22 protein-coding genes and 1 pseudogene are annotated in these 19,293 nt (G+C 71.2%); 12 read left to right on the top strand and 11 right to left on the bottom strand.

Annotated elements, in window-relative coordinates:
• Window positions 1-87: 87 nt before the first annotated feature.
• The 3 genes from MWM08_RS09155 to MWM08_RS09145 form a co-directional block, all read right to left on the bottom strand.
• Window positions 88-1,092 carry a helix-turn-helix domain-containing protein gene (locus MWM08_RS09155; protein WP_244459135.1) on the bottom strand — a complete coding sequence of 335 codons (1,005 nt, stop codon included), beginning with the start codon at window positions 1,090-1,092 and terminating at the stop codon, window positions 88-90.
• Window positions 1,093-1,158: 66 nt separating this feature from the next.
• Entirely contained in the window at window positions 1,159-2,190 is a 1,032-nt protein-coding gene (locus MWM08_RS09150) for an NAD(P)H-dependent flavin oxidoreductase (protein WP_244459937.1), read from the bottom strand.
• A 5-nt stretch (window positions 2,191-2,195) separates the two neighbouring features.
• Window positions 2,196-3,419, bottom strand: coding sequence for an aspartate kinase (locus MWM08_RS09145; protein ID WP_244459134.1), 1,224 nt, complete (start codon window positions 3,417-3,419; stop codon window positions 2,196-2,198).
• Window positions 3,420-3,549: 130 nt separating this feature from the next.
• On the opposite strand from MWM08_RS09145, the gene ubiG reads away from it, so the two are divergent.
• The gene (gene ubiG, locus MWM08_RS09140; protein ID WP_244459133.1) at window positions 3,550-4,284 is read left to right on the top strand and encodes a bifunctional 2-polyprenyl-6-hydroxyphenol methylase/3-demethylubiquinol 3-O-methyltransferase UbiG; all 735 of its coding nucleotides are present in this window, start codon (window positions 3,550-3,552) and stop codon (window positions 4,282-4,284) included.
• A gap of 4 nt (window positions 4,285-4,288) precedes the next feature.
• Here the strand turns inward: ubiG and MWM08_RS09135 are convergent, their stop codons facing one another.
• From MWM08_RS09135 to MWM08_RS09115, 5 genes are all read right to left on the bottom strand, one after another.
• Complete coding sequence (locus MWM08_RS09135; RefSeq protein WP_244459132.1) at window positions 4,289-5,263, bottom strand: hypothetical protein; 975 nt, start codon at window positions 5,261-5,263, stop codon at window positions 4,289-4,291.
• A 105-nt stretch (window positions 5,264-5,368) separates the two neighbouring features.
• Window positions 5,369-5,866 (bottom strand): DUF1178 family protein, encoded by a 498-nt coding sequence (locus tag MWM08_RS09130; protein WP_244459131.1) that lies wholly within the window; start codon window positions 5,864-5,866, stop codon window positions 5,369-5,371.
• Window positions 5,867-5,953: 87 nt separating this feature from the next.
• Window positions 5,954-6,211: a glutaredoxin 3 gene (gene grxC / locus MWM08_RS09125; protein WP_244459130.1), complete on the bottom strand. Its 258-nt coding sequence runs from the start codon at window positions 6,209-6,211 to the stop codon at window positions 5,954-5,956.
• Between the two features lie 62 nt (window positions 6,212-6,273).
• Entirely contained in the window at window positions 6,274-7,038 is a 765-nt protein-coding gene (locus tag MWM08_RS09120) for a ComF family protein (protein ID WP_244459129.1), read from the bottom strand.
• A gap of 7 nt (window positions 7,039-7,045) precedes the next feature.
• The gene (locus tag MWM08_RS09115) at window positions 7,046-8,635 is read right to left on the bottom strand and encodes a rhodanese-like domain-containing protein (protein ID WP_244459128.1); all 1,590 of its coding nucleotides are present in this window, start codon (window positions 8,633-8,635) and stop codon (window positions 7,046-7,048) included.
• Between the two features lie 108 nt (window positions 8,636-8,743).
• On the opposite strand from MWM08_RS09115, the gene MWM08_RS09110 reads away from it, so the two are divergent.
• The 4 genes from MWM08_RS09110 to MWM08_RS09095 all read left to right on the top strand — a co-directional run bounded on the left by MWM08_RS09110 (window position 8,744) and on the right by MWM08_RS09095 (window position 12,411).
• Window positions 8,744-9,628 carry a methyltransferase domain-containing protein gene (locus tag MWM08_RS09110; protein WP_244459127.1) on the top strand — a complete coding sequence of 295 codons (885 nt, stop codon included), beginning with the start codon at window positions 8,744-8,746 and terminating at the stop codon, window positions 9,626-9,628.
• Window positions 9,629-9,696: 68 nt separating this feature from the next.
• On the top strand, window positions 9,697-10,503 hold the full coding sequence (map, locus tag MWM08_RS09105) for a type I methionyl aminopeptidase (RefSeq protein WP_244459126.1): 807 nt from the start codon (window positions 9,697-9,699) through the stop codon (window positions 10,501-10,503).
• A gap of 104 nt (window positions 10,504-10,607) precedes the next feature.
• Window positions 10,608-11,318, top strand: coding sequence for a RadC family protein (gene radC, locus MWM08_RS09100; RefSeq protein WP_423816045.1), 711 nt, complete (start codon window positions 10,608-10,610; stop codon window positions 11,316-11,318).
• A gap of 76 nt (window positions 11,319-11,394) precedes the next feature.
• Window positions 11,395-12,411, top strand: coding sequence for a S1C family serine protease (locus MWM08_RS09095; RefSeq protein ID WP_244459125.1), 1,017 nt, complete (start codon window positions 11,395-11,397; stop codon window positions 12,409-12,411).
• Window positions 12,412-12,427: 16 nt separating this feature from the next.
• Here the strand turns inward: MWM08_RS09095 and MWM08_RS09090 are convergent, their stop codons facing one another.
• Entirely contained in the window at window positions 12,428-13,027 is a 600-nt protein-coding gene (locus MWM08_RS09090) for a hypothetical protein (protein WP_244459124.1), read from the bottom strand.
• Window positions 13,028-13,235: 208 nt separating this feature from the next.
• A pseudogene (locus tag MWM08_RS09085) lies at window positions 13,236-13,874 on the bottom strand (TerC family protein); the annotation flags it as partial.
• Between the two features lie 158 nt (window positions 13,875-14,032).
• On the opposite strand from MWM08_RS09085, the gene purB reads away from it, so the two are divergent.
• From purB to purQ, 7 genes are all read left to right on the top strand, one after another.
• Window positions 14,033-15,370: an adenylosuccinate lyase gene (gene purB / locus MWM08_RS09080; RefSeq protein ID WP_244459123.1), complete on the top strand. Its 1,338-nt coding sequence runs from the start codon at window positions 14,033-14,035 to the stop codon at window positions 15,368-15,370.
• An 82-nt stretch (window positions 15,371-15,452) separates the two neighbouring features.
• On the top strand, window positions 15,453-15,746 hold the full coding sequence (locus MWM08_RS09075) for a hypothetical protein (RefSeq protein WP_244459122.1): 294 nt from the start codon (window positions 15,453-15,455) through the stop codon (window positions 15,744-15,746).
• A gap of 49 nt (window positions 15,747-15,795) precedes the next feature.
• A complete protein-coding gene (locus MWM08_RS09070; RefSeq protein WP_244459121.1) occupies window positions 15,796-16,548 on the top strand; it encodes an NRDE family protein in 753 nt (250 codons plus the stop codon).
• A gap of 117 nt (window positions 16,549-16,665) precedes the next feature.
• Window positions 16,666-17,430 carry a phosphoribosylaminoimidazolesuccinocarboxamide synthase gene (gene purC, locus MWM08_RS09065; protein ID WP_230165044.1) on the top strand — a complete coding sequence of 255 codons (765 nt, stop codon included), beginning with the start codon at window positions 16,666-16,668 and terminating at the stop codon, window positions 17,428-17,430.
• 91 nt (window positions 17,431-17,521) lie between these two features.
• Window positions 17,522-17,761 carry a phosphoribosylformylglycinamidine synthase subunit PurS gene (gene purS, locus MWM08_RS09060; RefSeq protein WP_244459120.1) on the top strand — a complete coding sequence of 80 codons (240 nt, stop codon included), beginning with the start codon at window positions 17,522-17,524 and terminating at the stop codon, window positions 17,759-17,761.
• A 1-nt stretch (window position 17,762) separates the two neighbouring features.
• Window positions 17,763-17,993, top strand: coding sequence for a hypothetical protein (locus MWM08_RS09055; protein ID WP_244459119.1), 231 nt, complete (start codon window positions 17,763-17,765; stop codon window positions 17,991-17,993).
• A gap of 25 nt (window positions 17,994-18,018) precedes the next feature.
• Window positions 18,019-18,714, top strand: a complete 696-nt coding sequence (purQ, locus tag MWM08_RS09050) for a phosphoribosylformylglycinamidine synthase subunit PurQ (protein WP_244459118.1) — start codon at window positions 18,019-18,021, stop codon at window positions 18,712-18,714.
• Here purQ and MWM08_RS09045 read toward each other — a convergent pair whose 3' ends face one another.
• The gene (locus MWM08_RS09045) at window positions 18,715-19,272 is read right to left on the bottom strand and encodes a hypothetical protein (RefSeq protein WP_244459117.1); all 558 of its coding nucleotides are present in this window, start codon (window positions 19,270-19,272) and stop codon (window positions 18,715-18,717) included. It abuts the gene before it with no gap.
• Between the last annotated feature and the right edge of the window lie 21 nt (window positions 19,273-19,293).

The following is a 19,293-nucleotide window of genomic DNA, read 5'->3' as shown; positions in this document are numbered from 1 at the left end:
TGGTTCCGGTTCCTGCGCTCGGCGGCGGCGGTGCCAATATGGCCGCTCGCGCCGCCGGCCGGAAGGCTTCACGCCGAGCGGCGCGCCTTAGGGCCGAGCGGGCGGCGTCGTGGTGGGCCGCGGCGCGGGTGGTTGCGTGGCCGCAGGGCCGGCCGGCGGTGCGGCCGGTGCCCCGGCCGGGCGCGGTGCGGCGGCGGGCGATGCCTCGGCCGTGCCGCGCAGGCGCTCGATATCGAGCGCGATTCCGCGGCGCACACCCGTGGCCCCCGCCAGCGCGGCCGTCACCTGGCCGTCCAGCACGATGTCGAGGTTCTCGGCCTTGCCGGTCGTCAGGACCAGGCCGTCACGGCCCGGGACCGGCAGGCTCTCGCCAGGGCGCAGCACCCGATCCGTCAGCACCGAATTCGCCCGCGTGTCGCGGACCTGGATCCAGGATTCGCCGCGTGCGCGCAGCACGACACGCGGGCCGTCGCCCGGTGGCGGCGGGGCGGGCGGGGCAGCCGCGGGCGCGACCGGCGCCGGCGGCGGCCCAGCCACACCAGGGTTGCCGGCGGCCTGAGCCTGGGTCGCGGGCGCAGGATTCACCACCTGCCCGGTGGCCGGGTCGCGCATCCGCTGCCCGTCCTGCGCCGCTTGGTCGAGCCGCGCGGGCACCGGGGGAACCGCATCGACCACGCGATTGCCCGACCCGCTCCAATTGTACCAAGCAACATAGGCGCCGATGGCGACCACCACGCCGGCAGCCACCAGCACGCCGGCCGGCATGCCGCGGGACGGCACGGGTTCGGGGAAGACCAGCTCGCCATTCTTGGTCGTTGCCCCGCCGGTCACGTCGCGGAAGCGGCGCACCGCCTCGTCCGGGTCGAGGCCGAGCGCGGCCGCGTACGACCGGACGAAGCCAACGGCATAGGCGGGCCCGGGCAGGTCCTTGATCCGCCCTTCTTCCAGCGCGTGGATATAGCGGCGGTTGATCCGCAGCCGCTCGGCCATGTTCTCGACGCTGGCGCCGAGCGTCAGGCGGGCCTCGCGGAGGTCCTCGCCCACACGGGCGGCCTCTGCGGCGGTGATGTCGGGGCGTGGGGTGCGCTTCATGGAGGTCCGGGGTCCGGGGCGGCTTCTAGACCCGGCGGCCGGGTCCCGCAAACTCCCATCGCGGCGTCAGGCTGCGTTGCGGCCACGGGCCATCAGGGCGGCGGCCGCCTGCTCCATCAGCTCGGCGATGATCTCGGCTGCCGACTGCTCCCGGGTGACCATGCCGACCGACTGGCCCGCCATGAGCGACCCGTTCTCGACATCGCCGTCGATCACGGCGCGGCGCAGCGCCCCGGCCCAGAAATGCTCGATGTCGAGCTGCGCCGCGTCCTTGTCGAGCTCTCCGGCACGGAAGCGGCGGATGGTTTCCGCCTGGTGCTCCAGGAAGCGCTTGGTACCGGCATTCTGCAGGGCGCGGACGGGAATCACCGGAAAGGCATCGTCCAGCTGGATGGTCGGCATGGCGTCGCGCGCATTGCCACGGATGAAGGCCTGCTTGAAGGCTGGATGCGCGATGGATTCGGTGGCGCAGACGAAGCGCGTGCCGAGCTGCACGCCCGCCGCGCCCATCTCGAGGTAGGACAGGATCGCCTCGCCGCGGCCGATCCCGCCGGCCACGAAGACCGGCACGTCCGTGACATGCGGCAGGATCTCCTGCGCCAGCACGTTCAGCGAAACGGGGCCGATATGCCCGCCCGCCTCCGAACCTTCGATGACCAGCGCGTCGGCACCGCTGCGGATCATGCGCTTGGCCAGCACCAGGGCGGGGGCAAAGCAGACCACCTTGGACCCGCCATCCTTCGCCTTCTTGATGGCGCTGCCCGGCGGGATGCCGCCGGCGAAGACGATGTGCCCGACCTTCGCCTCGAGGCAGACATCCACCAGTTGCTCGAGCCGCGGATGCATCGTGATCAGGTTCACGCCGAAGGGCTTCTGCGTGAGCGTCTTCGTGCCGGCGATCTCCTCCGCCAGCCGCGGCGGCTCCATCGCCCCGCAGGCGATGACCCCGAAAGCGCCGGCATTGGACAGCGCGGCGACCAGGTGCCGTTCGCTGACCCAGGACATCGCCCCACCCATGATCGCGACCTGGCTGCCGAAGAAGCCGGCCCCCCGTGCCATGAGGGTGCCCAGACGGGCGTCGGCCGCACTGCGGTCCATGCTGGTCACGCCGGCGCATCCAGCCCGTAGGCGGTATGCAGGGCGCGCACCGCGAGTTCCGTGTAGTCGGCGGCGACCAGCACGCTGACCTTGATCTCGCTGGTCGAGATCACCTGGATGTTGATGCCCTTCTCGGCCAGCGCCTTGAACATCGTGTTCGCCACGCCCGCATGGCTGCGCATGCCGATCCCGACCACGCTGATCTTGGCCACGTCGGGGTCCGCCAGCACCGCCTCGTGCCCGAGTTCGTGCTGTTCCTTCGCCAGCATGTCCTGGGCGCGCGCCAGGTCCGCCTTGCCGACCGTGAAGGTCATGTCCGTCATGCCGTCGGCACCGACGTTCTGCACGATCATGTCGACGTTGACGTTGGCCTTCGCGAGCGCACCGAACACCTTGGCCGCCACGCCTGGGCGATCGGGCAGGCGACGCAGCGTCACCTTGGCGTCGTCGCGCGAATACGCGATGCCGGAAACGACAGGCTGTTCCACGATCTCGTCCTCATCCACCACCAGCGAGCCGGGCTTGTCCTCGAAGCTCGAAACAACCTGCACCCGCACGCCGAGTTTCATCGCCAACTCGACGGACCGCGTCTGCAACACCTTGGCCCCGACCGAGGCAAGTTCCAGCATTTCCTCAAAGGAAATGCGCTCGAGCTTGCGCGCCCGCGGCACGATGCGCGGATCGGTCGTATAGATGCCATCCACGTCCGTGTAGATATCGCAGCGATCCGCCTTGACCGCCGCCGCGACGGCCACGGCCGACAGGTCCGACCCTCCGCGCCCCAGCGTCGTGATCCGGTTACGCCCCAGGTCGATGCCCTGGAACCCGGCGATCACCGGCACCTGGCCGGATTCCATGCGCTCGATCAGCAGCGCGCCGTCGATGCGTTCCACCCGCGCCTTGCCATGCGCCTGGTCGGTCACGATCGGCACCTGCCAGCCCTGCCACGACCGTGCCTCGACCCCGATGGTCTGCAGGGCGATCGCGGTGAGGCCGGTCGTAACCTGCTCCCCGGTCGCGACCACGGTGTCGTATTCCCGCGCATCGTGCAGCGGCGACAGCTCCTGGCACCACTTCACCAACTGGTTCGTGACGCCCGACATGGCCGAGACCACCACGGCGACCTGGTGGCCGGCATCGACCTCCCGCTTCACGCGGGCGGCGACGTTGCGGATGCGGTCGAGGTCGGCGACGGAAGTGCCGCCGAACTTCATGACGATACGGGCCATCGGCGGTGTGCGGATCCTGGGGCCGGGCGGGAGAATGGCACCCCGGCAGTTGCGCCGGGCGGCGGGGCGGGACAGATACCGATGGCCCGGGTGCCACGCAACCCGCCCGGATGCGAAAGGGACCCCGAATATGCCGACTGCCGGCACGAAAATCGGCGCCGAGGTTGCGAAGTTCGACGCGCTCGCCGCCCGCTGGTGGGACCCCAACGGGCCGATGAAGCCGCTGCACCGGATGAACCCGCTGCGCACGGGCTGGATCTCGGAACGCGTCGCCCGGCTGCACGGGCGGGACCCGGCCGCGCCGGATGCGCTGGCGGGGCTGACGGTCCTGGATGTCGGCTGCGGCGCGGGGCTGGCGTCGGAGGCGCTGGCCCGGCGCGGCGCCCGCGTCACCGGCCTCGATGCCGCCGGGGAGGCGCTGGAGGCCGCTCGCGCCCATGCGGCGGCGGCTGGCCTCGACATCGCCTATCGCGAAGGCCTGCCCGAGGACCTGCCCGAGGGCGAAACTTTCGATGCGGTCATCGCCCTGGAAGTCATCGAGCACGTCGCCGACCGGGACACGTTCCTGGCCGCCCTCGCCCGCGCGGCGAAGCCCGGCGCGCCGGTGTTCCTGTCCACGCTAAACCGTACGCCGCGCGCCTTCCTGATGGCGAAGGTCGGCGCGGAGTACCTACTGCACCTGCTGCCGGTCGGCACGCATGACTGGCGGATGTTCGTCACCCCGGGCGAACTCGGCGCGGGGCTGCGCCGGGCCGGGATGGAGGTGAAGGACATCACCGGCATGGTCATGGAGCCGCTGTCCGGCCGCTGGCGGGCCAGCCGCGACGTGGGCGTGAACTACATGGTGATGGCGCGGCGGGGCTGAACACCTAGCGATGCGGCGCCACTGCCGTGCGCTCCTGGATCCAGTGGCGCACCCGGAGATCGAGCGCCTGCCAGTCCGGCTCGTCGAAGATCTCGCGCGGAAAGCGGTAGTTGACCGCCACGCCTGCGTGGGACAGGTGGAAATTGACCTCGCAAGTATGCGGCGACTGAATCCGCTCCGGCGGTGTCGGGTTCGGCGAGCGGGCGGTGTGACACTCGACGAGCAGCGGCCCGAGCGCCTCGGCGCCTTCGCCGAGGCGCGGCAGGCGATAGATCACCCGGCCGAAAGGCTCGCCGCTTGGGAACGGCGAGATCAACGCCTCGTGCCCGAGCGGGGTCCGCCGTGCGATGGTCAGACCGCGGGAGAGGATCTCCTCGCTTGAGCTGGCGGCGCTCGCCGTCTGCGCGGTCAAGGTGATGTCGGTTGGCAGCCCGCGAACGAAGTATTGCAGCCCAGCCCGCAGCCCCTCGGGCGTAGCCGCGCAGGCGGGTCCATCGGGGCCGGGCGGGACGCCCGCGGCCCAGCAATCCCGCGGCAGGGAGGTGAAGGAGGCAAGGTTAAAGTACAGCCACCGCACCTCGATACTGCGTCCGTCGCCGCAGCGCGGGAGGTCTGATATCCAGGTGGGCCACCGGCGCTCCACCGGAGCGGCGGAGCTGAAGCCGCGTCCCGGCCCGAGACGCAGCGCAAGGCCGCCGATGAGGAGCATGTAGTGTGCGTCGGCAGGGCAGCCTGCCCCGCCCGCTTCCGGCCTCGGGTCCGGGCGCAGCGGCCACGGTTCGGTACGCACCGTGGTTGTGCGGTCGCGCTCGGCGGCGTTCTCGATGGGCAGGCCGGCAGACGCCCGAGACTCAGGTTCGCTGCGCTGGCCGGAGACCGCCGGCGCCGACGTCACCAGGAGCCAAGCCGCGGTGAAGCTCGCCGCGACCGCACGGGCGGTTCTCGACGGCGCCGGCTTCGGCAGCGCGCGTTCCGTCACGAACCACCTCCTTCCGCCCGCGCGACCGTGTGGCGCGCCAGAAAGCCGCGCACGCGCTCGAAGGTGTCGCTCCGCTCGGTCACTCGGTGATCGTCAAACGAGCGCTCACGCGTCCGCGGGCGGCACCCACGGAATGCGCGCGACCTCGATCCCGTCCTCGCGCAGCGCCTCCGCCTCGGCCTCGCTCGCCTCGCCGAAGATGCCGCGGCGTTCAGATTCGCCGTTGTGCATCCGCCGCGCTTCCTCGGCGAAGTCGGCTCCGACGTAGTCGCAGTTGCGCTCCACCTCGGCGCGCAGCTTCTGCAACATGGCGCGGACCTGGTCGGGCAGCGGGCCGGCCGCGGCCGCGGGGGCGGCTTGGGGCATGGGCGCGGGGACGGGCGCTTCAGGCGCCGGCGCCGGCACCACGGCATTGCGCGCCGGGCGGCCCTTCTTCGGGATGGCCGGGGCCATCAACGCGCGCTGCACCTTGGTCCCGCCGCAGACCGGGCAGTCCACCAGCCCGGCCTTGGCCAGGGATTCGAAGGCGGCGCTGTCGCGGTACCAGCCGTCGAAGGCGTGCTCCTCCGCGGTGCTGGTGCAGCGCAAATGGTAGTGGATCATCTCTCCATCATCCCCGGCGCAGGCGCGATGCCGCTGGCCTGTCGTCACAGACTTGGCACTCCCGGCCGGAGAGTGCCAGGGGCATCGTCACGCGCCGAGCAGCGCGTCCAGCTTGCCGGCTCGGTCCAGTGCGTGCAGGTCGTCCGACCCACCGACCGCCTGGCCGTCGATGAACACCTGCGGGACCGTGGTCCGCCCACCCGATCGCGTGGTCGCCTGGCGGCGCGCCTCGGATCCGTTGGGGGCGTAGATCTCGTCATACGCCACGCCCTTGCTGTCGAGCAGCGCCTTGGCGCGCGCGCAATAGGGGCAGAAATCGGTGGTGAAGATCTCGACTTTGGCCATACCGAGAAGGTGGCATGGCGCACGCCACGGTCAAGCGGGCGGGGGCGAGGTGCCGCCGCCTGCTACGCGTCGCGAAGCCGGGGGTCCGGCACCCGCGCCGCGGCCAGCACCTCGACCGCCACGGCCCCGGCCTCCAGCAGGACGAGCGCGCAGGCCTCGGCGGTGGCGCCGGAGGTCACCACATCATCCACCAGCAACACCCGCCGCCCGTGCACCCGTGCCGCGCCGTCCCGTGCCAGCGCGAAGGCGCCCTGCACCGTGACAGCGCGCTCGGCAGCGCCCTTGTCGGCCAGCGGTGGCGTGCGGCGGGCGCGGCGCAGCAGGTCGGGCGCCACGGGGCGGTCCGCGATCCGCCCGAGCGCGCGCGCCAGCAGCGCCGCCTGATCGTAACGCCGCCCGAGCAGCCGCCGCCAATGCGCCGGCACCGGCACGACGAGATCGGCCCGCGCCAGCAATTCCGCGCCCGCCCGCGCCATCTGCCGGGCCAGCGGCCAGGCTAGGTCGGTCCGGTCCGCATGCTTGAAGGGCAGGATCAGCTTCTTCGCCCCGGCATCGTAGCGCAGCGCGGCGCGGGCGGTGGCGAAGGCGGGCGGCCGCACCTCGCAGCGCGGGCATAGCACCGCACGCTCGGCATGGGTGAAGGGCACGCCGCAATGGGCGCAGAAGGGGGCGGTGATCGGCGAGAGGCCGGTGAAGCAGGCGGCACACAGCGTCCCCTGCTCTGCCACCTCCCCCTCGCAGGCGAGGCAGCGCGGCGGCAGCAGCACGTCGAGCACGCGCCCGGAAGCCCGGCGCAGCCCGCCCTGCAGCCGCCGCAGCGCGGTCACGCGCGGGTCACGGCCAGGCACCGAACGGCGCGTCGCCGTCCTTTGCCACCTCGTGCACCAGGTCGATTTCCCAGGAGAGGTAGGCGTGCATGGCTTCCTCGACGCCCTCGTTACGGTCGTAGGGACGAAGGTAGAAGTCGACGCAGTCGGCATCCTCGGGGTTGCGGCGGTCGGCGGCCATGGGGAAGCCCGCCTCCTTCCAGGCGCGAGTGCCGCCGGCCAGCACCTTCACGGGCGCGCGGGCGAAGCCGCGCAGTTCCGCGGCGGCCAGGCGGGCCTGCGCGTCCTCGGGCGCGGCCACCACCACCTGGCGGTCGCCTGTCAGCCGCGGCGCCAAGCGGTCGAGCCGCGTGCGGATGCCCCACAGCGCGCCCGGCACATGCCCGTCGCGGAAGTCGATCGACCGCGCTAGGTCCACCACCTGCGCCGCACCCTCGGCGGCCAGCGCCGCCAGTTCCGCCGGGCTGATGTGCGGCACCTGGATCGCCTTCGCCTCGGGGCATTCGGTCGCCCACGCGCCTTCCTCCCGGCGGCCCGACAGCCCATCCGTCAGCACCACCACCTCCCATCCGCCGAGTTGGCGCAGCCAGCCGCCGGTCATGCGGGCGCGCACGCCGGTATCGTCGACCAGCACGATCCGCGCGCCGCGCACCGCGACCCACTGGTCGGTCGCCTGCACCAGCTGTCCACCCGGTGCCGAACGGCTGCCGATCATGTGCCCCGCCGCGAATTCGGCGGGGTCGCGCACATCCAGCAAGTAGGTCGTGCGCGACCCATCGGCGCGCATCGCCTCGAACTCCGCGCGTGTCGCGAAGCTCACGCCGTGCTTGCGGGCGAACCGGTCGGCGCGGGCGAAGGCGTCCTTCAGGCCGGCCGGGTCGCGCTCCGGGTAGCGGTCGGTGCGGCCGCGGTCGCAGGTGAAGCCCGCCAGTTCCCAGCCCATCGTGCCGTTGCGCAGCGCCACCACCTTGTTCGGCACGCCCGCGCTGCGCAGCGATTCCGCACCCAGGATAGACCGCGTGCGCCCGGCGCAGTTCACGACGATGGTGGTCTCGGGCCGCGTCACGAATTCGCCGATCCGGTACACCAGCTCGCCGCCCGGCACGTTGACCGCGGTCGGGATGGTCATGCGGCGGAACTCGTCGATCGGGCGGCTGTCCAGCACCACCATATCGAGGCCGCTGTCCATCATCGCCTTCAGTTCGCCAGGATCGACCGACGGCGTTTCGTAGCGGTGCTCCACCCATTCCCCGAAGGCCTTGGATGGCACGTTCACGCCCGAAAACACGACATACCCCGCGGCCGCCCAGCCCGGCGTGCCGCCCTCGAGCACCGCGACATCTGTGCAGCCGATCCCTTCCAGATATGCCGCGAGCCGCGCCGCATACCCCTCCCCGCCATCGACGCAGACCACCGGAGTCTCACGCCGCGGCAGCAGCAGGCGGGCGCGGAACTCCATCTTCGACAGCGGGCACGGGATCGCCCAGAACAAGTGCGACCCGCCGAACTCCCCTTCCTCCCGCGCATCGAGGATGGCGCGTTCCCGCCCCTCCCCGATCAGGCGTTTCAGGGTGGCGGCGTCGATCTGCTTCGCCATGGCGGTCCTCGTTCCGTTTCTTTGTTCGGTGGCGCGCAGGCTAGTCCGTTCCGCCCGCGCGGCCAAAGCGGCTTGCCCCAGCCCCCTGCCGGGCGCATCTGACCCGCCATGAGCGATCCCGCCCAGGTCTTCGACCGCGCCCTGGTCCGACGCCGGCGCGACCGCGCCGCCGCCACCGTGCAGCGCGTCGAACCGATCCTGGGCGAGGCCGCCGACCGCCTGCTCGACCGGCTGGACGACACGACGCACCGCTTCACCCGCGCGCTCGACCTGGGGGGACGCGGCGTGGTGGCGCCGCGCCTGGCCGCGCGCGGCATTCCCTTCGTCGTCTCCGCCGACCTCTCGGCCCGCATGGCGTCGGGTGCGGGCGGCCTGCCGGTCGCCGCCGACGAGGAATGGCTGCCTTTCAGCGAGGGCAGCTTCGACCTGGTGGTCGCCTGTCTCTCGCTGCATTGGGTGAACGACCTGCCTGGCGCGCTGGTGCAGATCCGGCGTGCGCTGGCCCGTGACGGGCTGTTCCTCGCCGCCCTGCCCGGCCTGCCGACGCTGCACGAACTGCGCGGCGCCTTGGCCGAGGCCGAACTGGACCTGCGCGGCGGCCTTTCCCCGCGCGTCTCCCCCTTCCCCGATCTGCGCGATGGCGCGGGGCTGCTGCAGCGGGCCGGCTTCGCCCTGCCGGTCGCGGATGCCGAGGCCATCGACCTGCGCTACCGCAGCCCTTTCGCCCTGCTGGCCGACCTGCGCGCGGCCGGCGAAGGCAATGCGGTTCTGGCACGCGACGGGCGCATCCCGCCCCGCGCGCTGTTCCCCATGGCGGCTGCACGCCTCGGCGCCGATGCGCCCGCCACGCTGCGCCTGCTCATGCTCACCGGCTGGGGGCCCGCCAGCACGCAGTCGAAGCCCGCGCGCCCGGGCAGCGCGACCGCGCGGCTGGCGGATGCGCTCGGCACCGTCGAGCATCGCGCCGGGGACAAGGCCGGATCGCGGCCCTGACGCTTGCAACCGGGGGGGCCAGCGCGCATCTTCCGGCCTCACCTCTCGCCGCGATCCGGATCCGACCTATGGAGCAGCAAGGCGGCGACTCCCGCCGCATCACCATCCACGGCCCCGCCGACTTCGAGGGCATGCGCAAGGCTGGCCGCCTGGCGGCGCTGACGCTCGACATGATCGCGGAGCACGTCCGCCCGGGCGTCACGACCGGAGAGATCGACCAGCTCTGCCACGACTTCATGGTCGCGCATGGCGCAGTGCCGGCCACGCTCGGCTACCGCGGCTACACCAAATCCTCCTGCACCTCGGTCAACCATGTGGTCTGCCACGGCATCCCGGGCGACCGCGTCCTGGCCGACGGCGACATCGTCAACATCGACGTCACCGCCATCCTCGATGGCTGGTACGGCGACACCTCGCGCATGTTCGTGGCCGGCACGCCGTCGACCAAGGCGCGGCTGCTGATGGACGTGACCTACGAGGCCATGATGAAAGGTATCGCCGCCATCAAGCCGGGGGCGACGCTGGGTGACATCGGCCACGCCATCCAGGTGCTGGTCGAGCGGCACCGCTTCTCGGTGGTGCGGGACTTCTGCGGCCATGGCATCGGGCGGCACTTCCATGCGCCGCCCAATGTCCTGCATTTCGGCCGCCCCGGCGAAGGCCCGAAGCTGCGCGCGGGCATGTTCTTCACCGTCGAACCCATGGTGAATGCCGGCCGGCCCGAGGTGAAGATCCTCGATGACGGCTGGACCGCCGTGACGCGCGACCGCTCGCTTTCAGCGCAGTTCGAACACATGATCGGCGTGACCGAAACCGGCGTGGAAATCTTCACCCTCTCGCCCGCCGGCCTGCACCGCCCCTACACCGCCGGCTGAGACGGCGCTTCTACTTCCGGTAGATTTTCTCTACGCTCCATCGCGTCCGGCGCCTCTCGCCGGCAGCGAGGCGCATGCGCAGGAAACCCGGACTGGCCGAGGCAATGCCCGGCCTTCTGACCATGATGGACCCGCCGGAGGAAGTCCCCGGGCATCTCGGACATCGCGCCCGCATGCGCGAAAAGCTGCTCGGCGCCGGGCCCGACGCGCTGCTCGACCACGAACTGCTCGAGATGGTGCTGTTCCTCGCCCTGCCGCGGCGCGACACCAAGCCGATCGCCCGCGCGCTGCTCGCCCGCTTCGGCTCCTTCGCCAACGCCATCGCCGCGCCGCTGCATGAATTGCGGGAGGTCGAGGGCCTGGGCGAAGCCGGCGCCGCCGCGCTGCGCACCGTGCAGGCCGCCGCATTGCGCCTGGTTCGCGCAGAGGTCATGGACCGTCCGGTGCTGAACAACTGGGACCGGTTGCTCGAATACCTGACCGCGGCGCTCACGCGCGAAAGGGTCGAGCAGTTCCGCGTGCTGTTCCTCGACACACGCAACAGGCTGATCGCCGACGAGGCGCAGGCCCGCGGCACGGTCAACCACACGCCGGTCTACCCGCGCGAGGTGGTCAAGCGCGCGCTGGAATTGCAGGCGACCGCGCTGATCCTGGTGCACAACCACCCCTCGGGCGACCCCACGCCGTCGCGCGCCGACCTCGACATGACGCAGGAGATCAAGGCCGCCGCCGGCAGCCTCGGCATCGTGCTGCACGACCATCTGGTGGTGGGCAACGGGCGGCATTTGTCCTTCCGGCGCGAAGGCCTGCTGTGAACTGCTTCGCGACGACTGCTGCCGGGGCACGCGGCAGCCGTTGACCGCAGGGCCGGCGTGCCGTCACCCTTGCGGCATGCGTTCAACGCCCCTTGCCATTGCGCTGGCCTCGCTGCTCGCAGCGGTGCCGGTCGCCGCGCAGAAGCCCTCGGGCTCGCTCGGCAATCTTCCGCCGCCCCAGCAGCCCGCGCCGCAGTTGCAGCGTCCGGGCCCGCAGGTCGCGTTGCCGCGCGACAAGCCGCCGCCGCTTGGCGGACCGGCGCGGCCGCCCGCCTTCGGCCAGCCCGGACCTGGCCTGCCGCAGCCGGGATTCGGCCTGCCGGGGCCGGGCTTCGGGCAGCCGCAGCAGCCCCCGCCGGGCCAGATGGCCGCGCTGCCGCGCAACAAGCCCCCGCCGCTCGGCGCGACAGGTCCCGGCCAAGCTGCCGCACCGGGCCAGGGCGGCGCGCCGCCGGCGCAGCGGCGCCAGGTGTCCTCGGGCACCGGCTTCGTGGTGGCGCCGCGCCAGATCATGACGAACCAACACGTGGTCGATGGCTGCACCGCCATGACGGCGCGCCTGCCCGGCGGCCAGGAGATTGCAGCGACCGTGATCGCCGCGGACACCCAGCGCGACCTGGCGTTGCTGCGCACCGATGCGGATGCCGGCCCGGTGCTGCCCTTCCGCCGTGCCGCCGAGATGCGTCGCGGTGAATCCGTGGTGACCTACGGCTTTCCGCTCGCCGGGCTGCTCTCCTCGGGCCCCACACTGACCACGGGCGATGTCTCGGCGCTGGCCGGGCTCGGTGACAACGCGCGGCAGATCCAGATCAGCGCGCCGGTGCAGCAGGGCAATTCGGGCGGGCCGCTGCTCGACCTGCGCGGGCATGTGGTGGGCGTGATCGTGTCGAAGCTCAATGCCCAGCGGATCGCGCAGGCGACCGGCGACATCCCGCAGAACGTGAACTTCGCCGTGAAGCACACCGAGGCGGTGGACTTCATGCGTGAGCACGGCGTGCAGCCGCAACTTGAGGAAACCGGCACGATGCGCACCGCCGCCGAAATCGGCGAGCTGGCGCACGCATCCACGCTGTTCCTGCGCTGCCTGCGCTGACCGCCGGCCGCAGGGTTCAGCCGCCGCGGACCGCCCGCAGCGCTTGGGCGGCAAAGGCCGTAGCATCGGCGGCCGGCACGCGCGCGGTGGCCATGGTGACCTGCACCTTCACGATCCGCCCCTGTGCCGCGCCCACGCAGACATGCCGGGTGACGGGGGCACGGCCGAAAGCGCCCTCCATGACCGCGCAGCGCAGGCCCGGATCCGCGATGGTGAAGCGATTGCGCTCGGTCAGGCGACGTCCCGTGCGCCCCTGTGGCGCCTCCGTCACTTCCATCACGGCCGAGGTCACTTCGCGGTCGATCTCCGGCGAGGATGGGTCCGAGGGCACCGACCGGCCGCCGGTGGCATAGACCAGCACTGTCGCGACCGCGGCCCGGCTCGGCGTCGCGTAATCGAGTGTCAGGACCTCGGTGCTGCGCTGCGGGCTTTCGCCGCGCTGGAAGCCGGCAATCTCGTTGGGCATTCGCGCCCCGATCGCCTCGAGCGACGGGCGCTGCGATTCATCGAGGGCAGCACAAGCGCCGAGCGCGAGCAGCGCCCCTCCCGCCACGACGGCGCGCCGCCAACCGGCGCGCGGCTGCGCATGACCAGGGCTGGCGGCGGGCTGGGCCATGTTGGGCCTGGGCCGCCGCCAGGGGTGCGCGTCAGGCACGCGCTGGTCGCAGGAAGTCGCGGACTGCCCCCGCCACGGCGGTGATCACCGTCGTGTAGATGACCATCTGCATCAGGGTGGCACCCACCCAGAGCCAGACGGGGAACACGCCCGCGATCGTCGGCACCAGGAAGCCCAGCGGCAGGAACAAGTAGGCATAGGCCTCCGGCACCGCGGTCGCGACCTGATGCGTGCCCTCGTAGATCATCTGGAATGCCACATACAGGATGACCAGCAGGCCGATCCAGGCAATCCAGCGATGCTTGTCGAGCAGCCGGGCGATCAGCGTGGCGGCGACACCCATCAGCACGACCGACACCGCGAGGCCGATGATGAGGATGTAGGGATGGTCCTTCGCGGCACCGGCCACGGCCAGCACGTTGTCGAGGCTCATGGAGATGTCGGCGACCAGGATCTGCGTGATCGCCTGGCGCAGGGTCTTGCGTGGAACGCCTGGCGTGGACTCGCCGTCCAGCGCCTCGACCCCCTCGGTCTGTTCCGTCGCATCGTGGCTGTGGCCGCCGCCATCGCGCAGTTCGCGGTACATCTTCCAGCACACCCACAGCAGCAGCACGCCACCGGCCAGCACGATGCCGACGATCGACAGCAGCTGCACCGTGATCGACGCGAAGGCGATGCGCATGACCGTCGCGGCGATGATGCCCCAGAAGATCGCCTTCTTGCGCTGGTCCGCCGGCAGGCCGGCCGCGGCCATACCGACGACGATGGCGTTGTCACCCGCCAGCACCACGTCGATGAACAGCACCATGATGAGTGGCTGGAACCACTCGGGCATCATTTCCATCATTTCGCTGACGCCCCCGGCGGTCGTTTTGCGTTACGTGTACAAACCGCAATACCGACCCTTGCCACCCGCTGCAACCCTGCCCGGTCCGCCGGCAGCGCCTTGCGCCCCGGGCCCCGGCGCGCCACACCGTGGCACCGCACGTCCGGAGCCCGCGATCCATGGTCCCGCGTTATTCCCGCCCGCAGATGGAAGCCATCTGGTCCCCCGCCGCGCGCTATCGCATCTGGTTCGAGATCGAGGCGCTTGCAGCCGAGGCGATGGCCGGGCTTGGCACCATTCCGCAACAGGCCGCGCAGGACATCCGCGATCGCGGCGCGCCGCGCGCCGCCGCGATCGGCGAGGCAGAGGTCGCACGTATCGACGAGATCGAGCGCGTCACGCGCCACGACGTGATCGCCTTCCTGACCTTCATGGCCGAAGGCATCGGAGAGAACGCGCGCTTCATGCACCAGGGCATGACGAGCTCCGACGTGCTCGACACCTGCCTCGCGGTGCAGATGACGCGCGCGGCCGACCTGTTGATTGCGGATATCGACGCGGTGCTCGCCGCGCTGCGTATGCGCGCCATGGAACACCGCATGACGCCGACGGTCGGGCGCAGCCACGGCATCCATGCCGAACCCACCACCTTCGGGCTGAAGCTGGCGGGCCACTACGCCGAATTCGCCCGCGGCCGCGAACGCCTGGTCGCTGCGCGCGCCGAGGTCGCGACCTGCGCCATCAGCGGCCCCGTCGGCACCTTCGCGAGCGTCGATCCGCGCGTCGAGGCCTTCGTGGCGGAACGGCTCGGCCTGTCGGTTGAACCGGTCAGCACGCAGGTCATCCCGCGCGACCGCCACGCCGCCTTCTTCTGCGCGCTGGCGATCGTGGCGAGCGCGATCGAGCGCCTGGCCACGGAAGTCCGCCACCTGCAGCGCAGCGAGGTGCGCGAGGCGGAGGAGTTCTTCCACCCCGGCCAGAAGGGGAGCAGCGCCATGCCGCACAAGCGCAACCCGGTGCTGAGCGAGAATCTGACCGGCCTGGCCCGCCTGGTGCGCGGCTACGTCACGCCGGCGCTCGAGAACGTTGCGCTGTGGCACGAACGTGACATCAGCCATTCGAGCGTCGAGCGCGTGATAGCGCCCGACGCGACCATCGCGCTGGATTTCGCCCTGATGCGCCTCGCGGGCATGATGGAAAAGCTCACCATCTATCCGCAGCGCATGCAGGCGAACCTCGATGCGCTGGGCGGCGTGGTGCACAGCCAGAAAGTGCTGCTGGCCCTCACGCAGGCTGGCATGAGCCGCGAGGATGCCTATGCCGCGGTGCAGCGCGCGGCGATGGCGACCTGGCAGGCGCTGGGGTCTCCCGGCGGGCGGGACTTCCGCGCCAATCTGCTGGCCGATTCCGAGGTCACGCGCTGGCTCGACGCCGGCGCGATCGACGCCGCGATGGACCCGCAACGGGACTTCCGGCACGTCGACACGGTCTTCGCCCGGGTGTTCGGTGCCGCCTGACACATGGCCGTGATGCGGCACTGCCGCCGTGATTCCGCCTCAGGCCGCGGTTAACGTCCAGTTCATGAGGAGGACCGGGAAAATGACCAAACTCCGGACCATCGGATTCACTGCCGCGCTCGCGGCCCTGGGCGCCCTTGCGGTGCCGTCCCTGGCGCAGGCCGGCGATGGCTGGCGCGGCCATCCGGGCCGTGGGTGGGGGCCGCCGCCGCGCGCCTACTACGGGCCGCCGCCGCCCCGCTACTACTATGCCCCGCCGCCGCGCGTGTACTACGCGCCCCCGCCGCGCGTGTATTACGCGCCCCCGCCAGTCTATTACGCGCCGCCGCCGGTGTACTACGGACGTCCGGGCGTATCGCTGAACTTCCGGTTCTGACCGTACGCCCGCTTGCCGTCCCACCCCGGCTGGCACAGCGTGGTCAGCGATGTGCACCGTCATCCTCCTGCGGCGGCCAGGGCATCCCTGGCCGCTCCTGATCGCAGCCAACCGCGATGAACGCCTGGACCGCGCCTGGGACCCGCCCGCACCGCATTGGCCGGACCATCCGGGCGTGTTTGGCGGGCGCGACCGTAGCGCCGGCGGCACATGGATGGCGCTTGGTGAGACGGGGATTGTCGCCGCGGTCCTGAATCGGCCGGGCAGCCTGGGACCAGCGCCGGGCAAGCGGTCGCGTGGCGACCTTCCCCTGATGGCTGCGGCGGAACGCGACGCCGCCGCGGCGGCGTGCCGCATCGCCGCGCTGCCCGCCTCCGACTGGCGGCCCTTCAACATGGTTGTCGCCGATGTAGGCCGCGCGGTGTTCCTGCGCGGCCTCGGCAGCGGAACGATCGACGCGGTCGACCTGCCGGAAGGCCTCAGCATGGTCACCGCGCATGACCCGAACGACCCTGACAGCCCCCGCATTCGCCGCCACCTGCCCCGTTTCCGCGCCAGCCCCGTCCCCGACCCGGCCACGGATGCATGGATTGCGTGGGAAACCCTGCTGGCGGACGACACGCCCGACCCGGTTGATGGCGCGGCCGCCATGCTGAACATCGCCCCGCTCGGCGGCTTCGGGACGGTCAGTTCGAGCCTGCTGGCGCTGGGCGCCCATGGCCAGGTGACCTGGCGCTTCTGTGCGGGACGCCCTGCGCCGGGCCGATTCGTGCGGCTCGACCTGGCGCACCAGCACGCCTGACAGCCACGCAGCCCAGCCATCGCCGGGAGCGTCATGGTCACCCCGGAACCTGCTTGCTATACCCCGCCGGAGTCCGCGCGGCCCCCCGGCCGCGCGGCGACAAGGAATTTCTTCGCCATGGCGCGTCGCCGACAACTCTATGAGGGCAAGGCCAAGATCCTGTTCGAGGGGCCGGAGCCCGGGACCCTCGTGCAGTACTTCAAGGACGATGCCACCGCCGGCAATGGCGCCAAGAAGGGCACCATCACCGGCAAGGGCGTGCTGAACAACCGCATCAGCGAATACCTGATGACGCGGCTGCACGAAATCGGCATCCCGACGCACTTCATCCGGCGACTGAACATGCGCGAGCAGCTCATTCGCGAGGTCGAGATCATTCCGCTCGAGGTTGTGGTGCGCAACGTGGCGGCTGGTTCGCTCGCCACGCGCCTGGGCATCACCGAGGGCCAGCGCCTGCCGCGCTCGATCATCGAATACTACTACAAGAACGACCAGCTGAACGACCCGATGGTGGCCGAGGAGCACATCACGTGCTTCGGCTGGGCGGCCACGCAGGACCTCGACGACATGGTCGCCCTGACGCTGCGCGTGAACGACTTCCTGACCGGCCTGTTCCTTGGCGTCGGCATCACGCTGGTGGACTTCAAGCTCGAATTCGGCCGGCTGTGGGAGAACGAGGAGATGCGCATCGTCCTCGCGGATGAAATCAGCCCCGACAATTGCCGCCTGTGGGACGCCAAGACCGGCGAGAAGATGGACAAGGACCGCTTCCGCCGCGACCTCGGCAAGGTCGAGGAAGGCTACCAGGAAGTTGCCCGCCGTCTCGGCATCCTGCCCGAGGCCGGCCCGCGCGACATGTCCGGGCCGGAGGTGATGCAATGACGCCCGATCGTCGGCGGGCGGAACCACCACGCGGACCTCGCACGGGCCGCAAGGCGGCAAGCACCGGAGACGTGAAGCGGATGCACCACTCATGAAGGCCCTCGTTTACGTCATGCCCAAGGCCGGCGTGCTCGACCCCCAGGGCAAGGCGATCGGCCAGGCGCTTGAAGGGCTGGGCTTCGCGGGCGTGCAGGATGTGCGCGCGGGCAAGGTGATCGAACTCGACTTGGCCGAGACAGACCCCGCCGCCGCCCGTGCCGCCGCCGAGGCCATGGCGCGCCGCCTGCTGGCCAACACCGTGATCGAATCCTTCAGGGTCGAGATCGCCTGACATGGTCAAGGCGAGCCTTCTCGCCATGGTCGTGCTGACGGTGCTGGTCTCGATCGGCCTGCGCTGGCGCGACGACCGCATCGCCGCGACCCAGCCGCGCCCGCGCGCCGGCATCGTCGAGCGTGGCAAGCGCACGGTAAACCGCTGGGTGACGGCCGCCGCCATCGCCGCGGTGGCCACAACGCTGTTGCTGGGCGGGCTCAACTGGCTGCGCGTCGTGAATGGCGGCTGAACGCAGGCATGCAGAGGAACTTCCGATGAAGGCCGCCATCATCACCTTCCCCGGCACCAACCGCGAACGCGACATGCGCGCAGCCCTGAAGCGCGCAACGGGCCGCGAGCCCGCCATGCTGTTCCATCGCGACGCGCTGCCCGCCGGCCTCGACCTGGTCGTGCTGCCCGGCGGCTTCTCCTATGGCGACTACCTGCGCTGCGGCGCGATGGCCGCGCAGTCCCCGATCATGCGCGACGTGAAGGACTTCGCCGCGCGCGGGGGCCACGTGCTCGGCGTGTGCAATGGCTTCCAGATCCTGATCGAGGCCGGTCTTCTGCCCGGCGGCCTGCTGCGCAACGCCACGCTGCGCTTCCTGTCGATGGATTGCCGCATGCGCGTCGAACGCGCCGGCACCGCCTTCACGTCGCGTTGGCAGAAGAGCGCCACTTTCCGCGCGCCGATGGCCCATGGGGACGGCAACTACTTCGCCGACGACGCGACGCTCGACCGGCTGGAGGGCGAAGGCCTGGTCGCCTTCCGCTACGTGGACGACCGCGGCGAGGCGACACCTGCCGCCAACCGCAACGGCTCGGCGCGCAACATCGCCGGCATCCTCTCCCCCAATCTGCGCATCTGCGGCCTGATGCCGCACCCGGAGGACCTGGTGGACGACCTCATGGGCGGCACCGACGGCCTGCCCATGTTCGAAAGCCTGGCGGAGACTCTCGCCCACGCCTGATCAGCGCACCTCCTCCCGCGCCCTGCGACGCCACAGCGGCAGCCCATCCGCGCGCCGCACATAGTCGCGCCGCGACACCGGCACACCGACGACCTGCGAGACCCGCCACGCCAGCGCCTCCGCCCGCCCCACATCGTCGAGCAGGTCGAGGTGCACGCCCCACCACCCCCGACGCAGCGACAGGTCGAATTTGATGAACACCGCATCGCCCTCGGGCGTATCGGGAAAGAACCGCCCGCGACGCGCGCGCAGCCACAGGCCGCGACTGACCACGCCATGAAATGCGGCAAACCGGATCCGCCGCCGCATCGCAATGCCAAAGAGCGTGCGGGTGATCACCACCTCCCGCTCTTCGCCGCACACATCGACCCGCCGCCGGCACAGCACCCAGAGCACGAACAACGCATACAGCGGCACCAGCACGAACAGCGGCCCATACCAGTCCGACGCGCTATCCGACGCCAGCCCGGCAGTCACCAACAGCAGGACCGCTGTTCCCACGCCGATCGCAACCCAGGCCGATCCGCCAGGCCGTTCATCGCCGAATGACAGGGACATGCCGGGCACCTCGACGGGCAC

Origin of the sequence: Roseomonas fluvialis (assembly GCF_022846615.1) — a bacterium.
In the GTDB taxonomy this organism is placed as follows: Bacteria; Pseudomonadota; Alphaproteobacteria; order Acetobacterales; family Acetobacteraceae; genus Neoroseomonas; species Neoroseomonas fluvialis.
The sequence above is the reverse complement of the archived record's forward strand: the minus strand, read 5'-3'. Positions and strand labels throughout refer to the sequence as shown.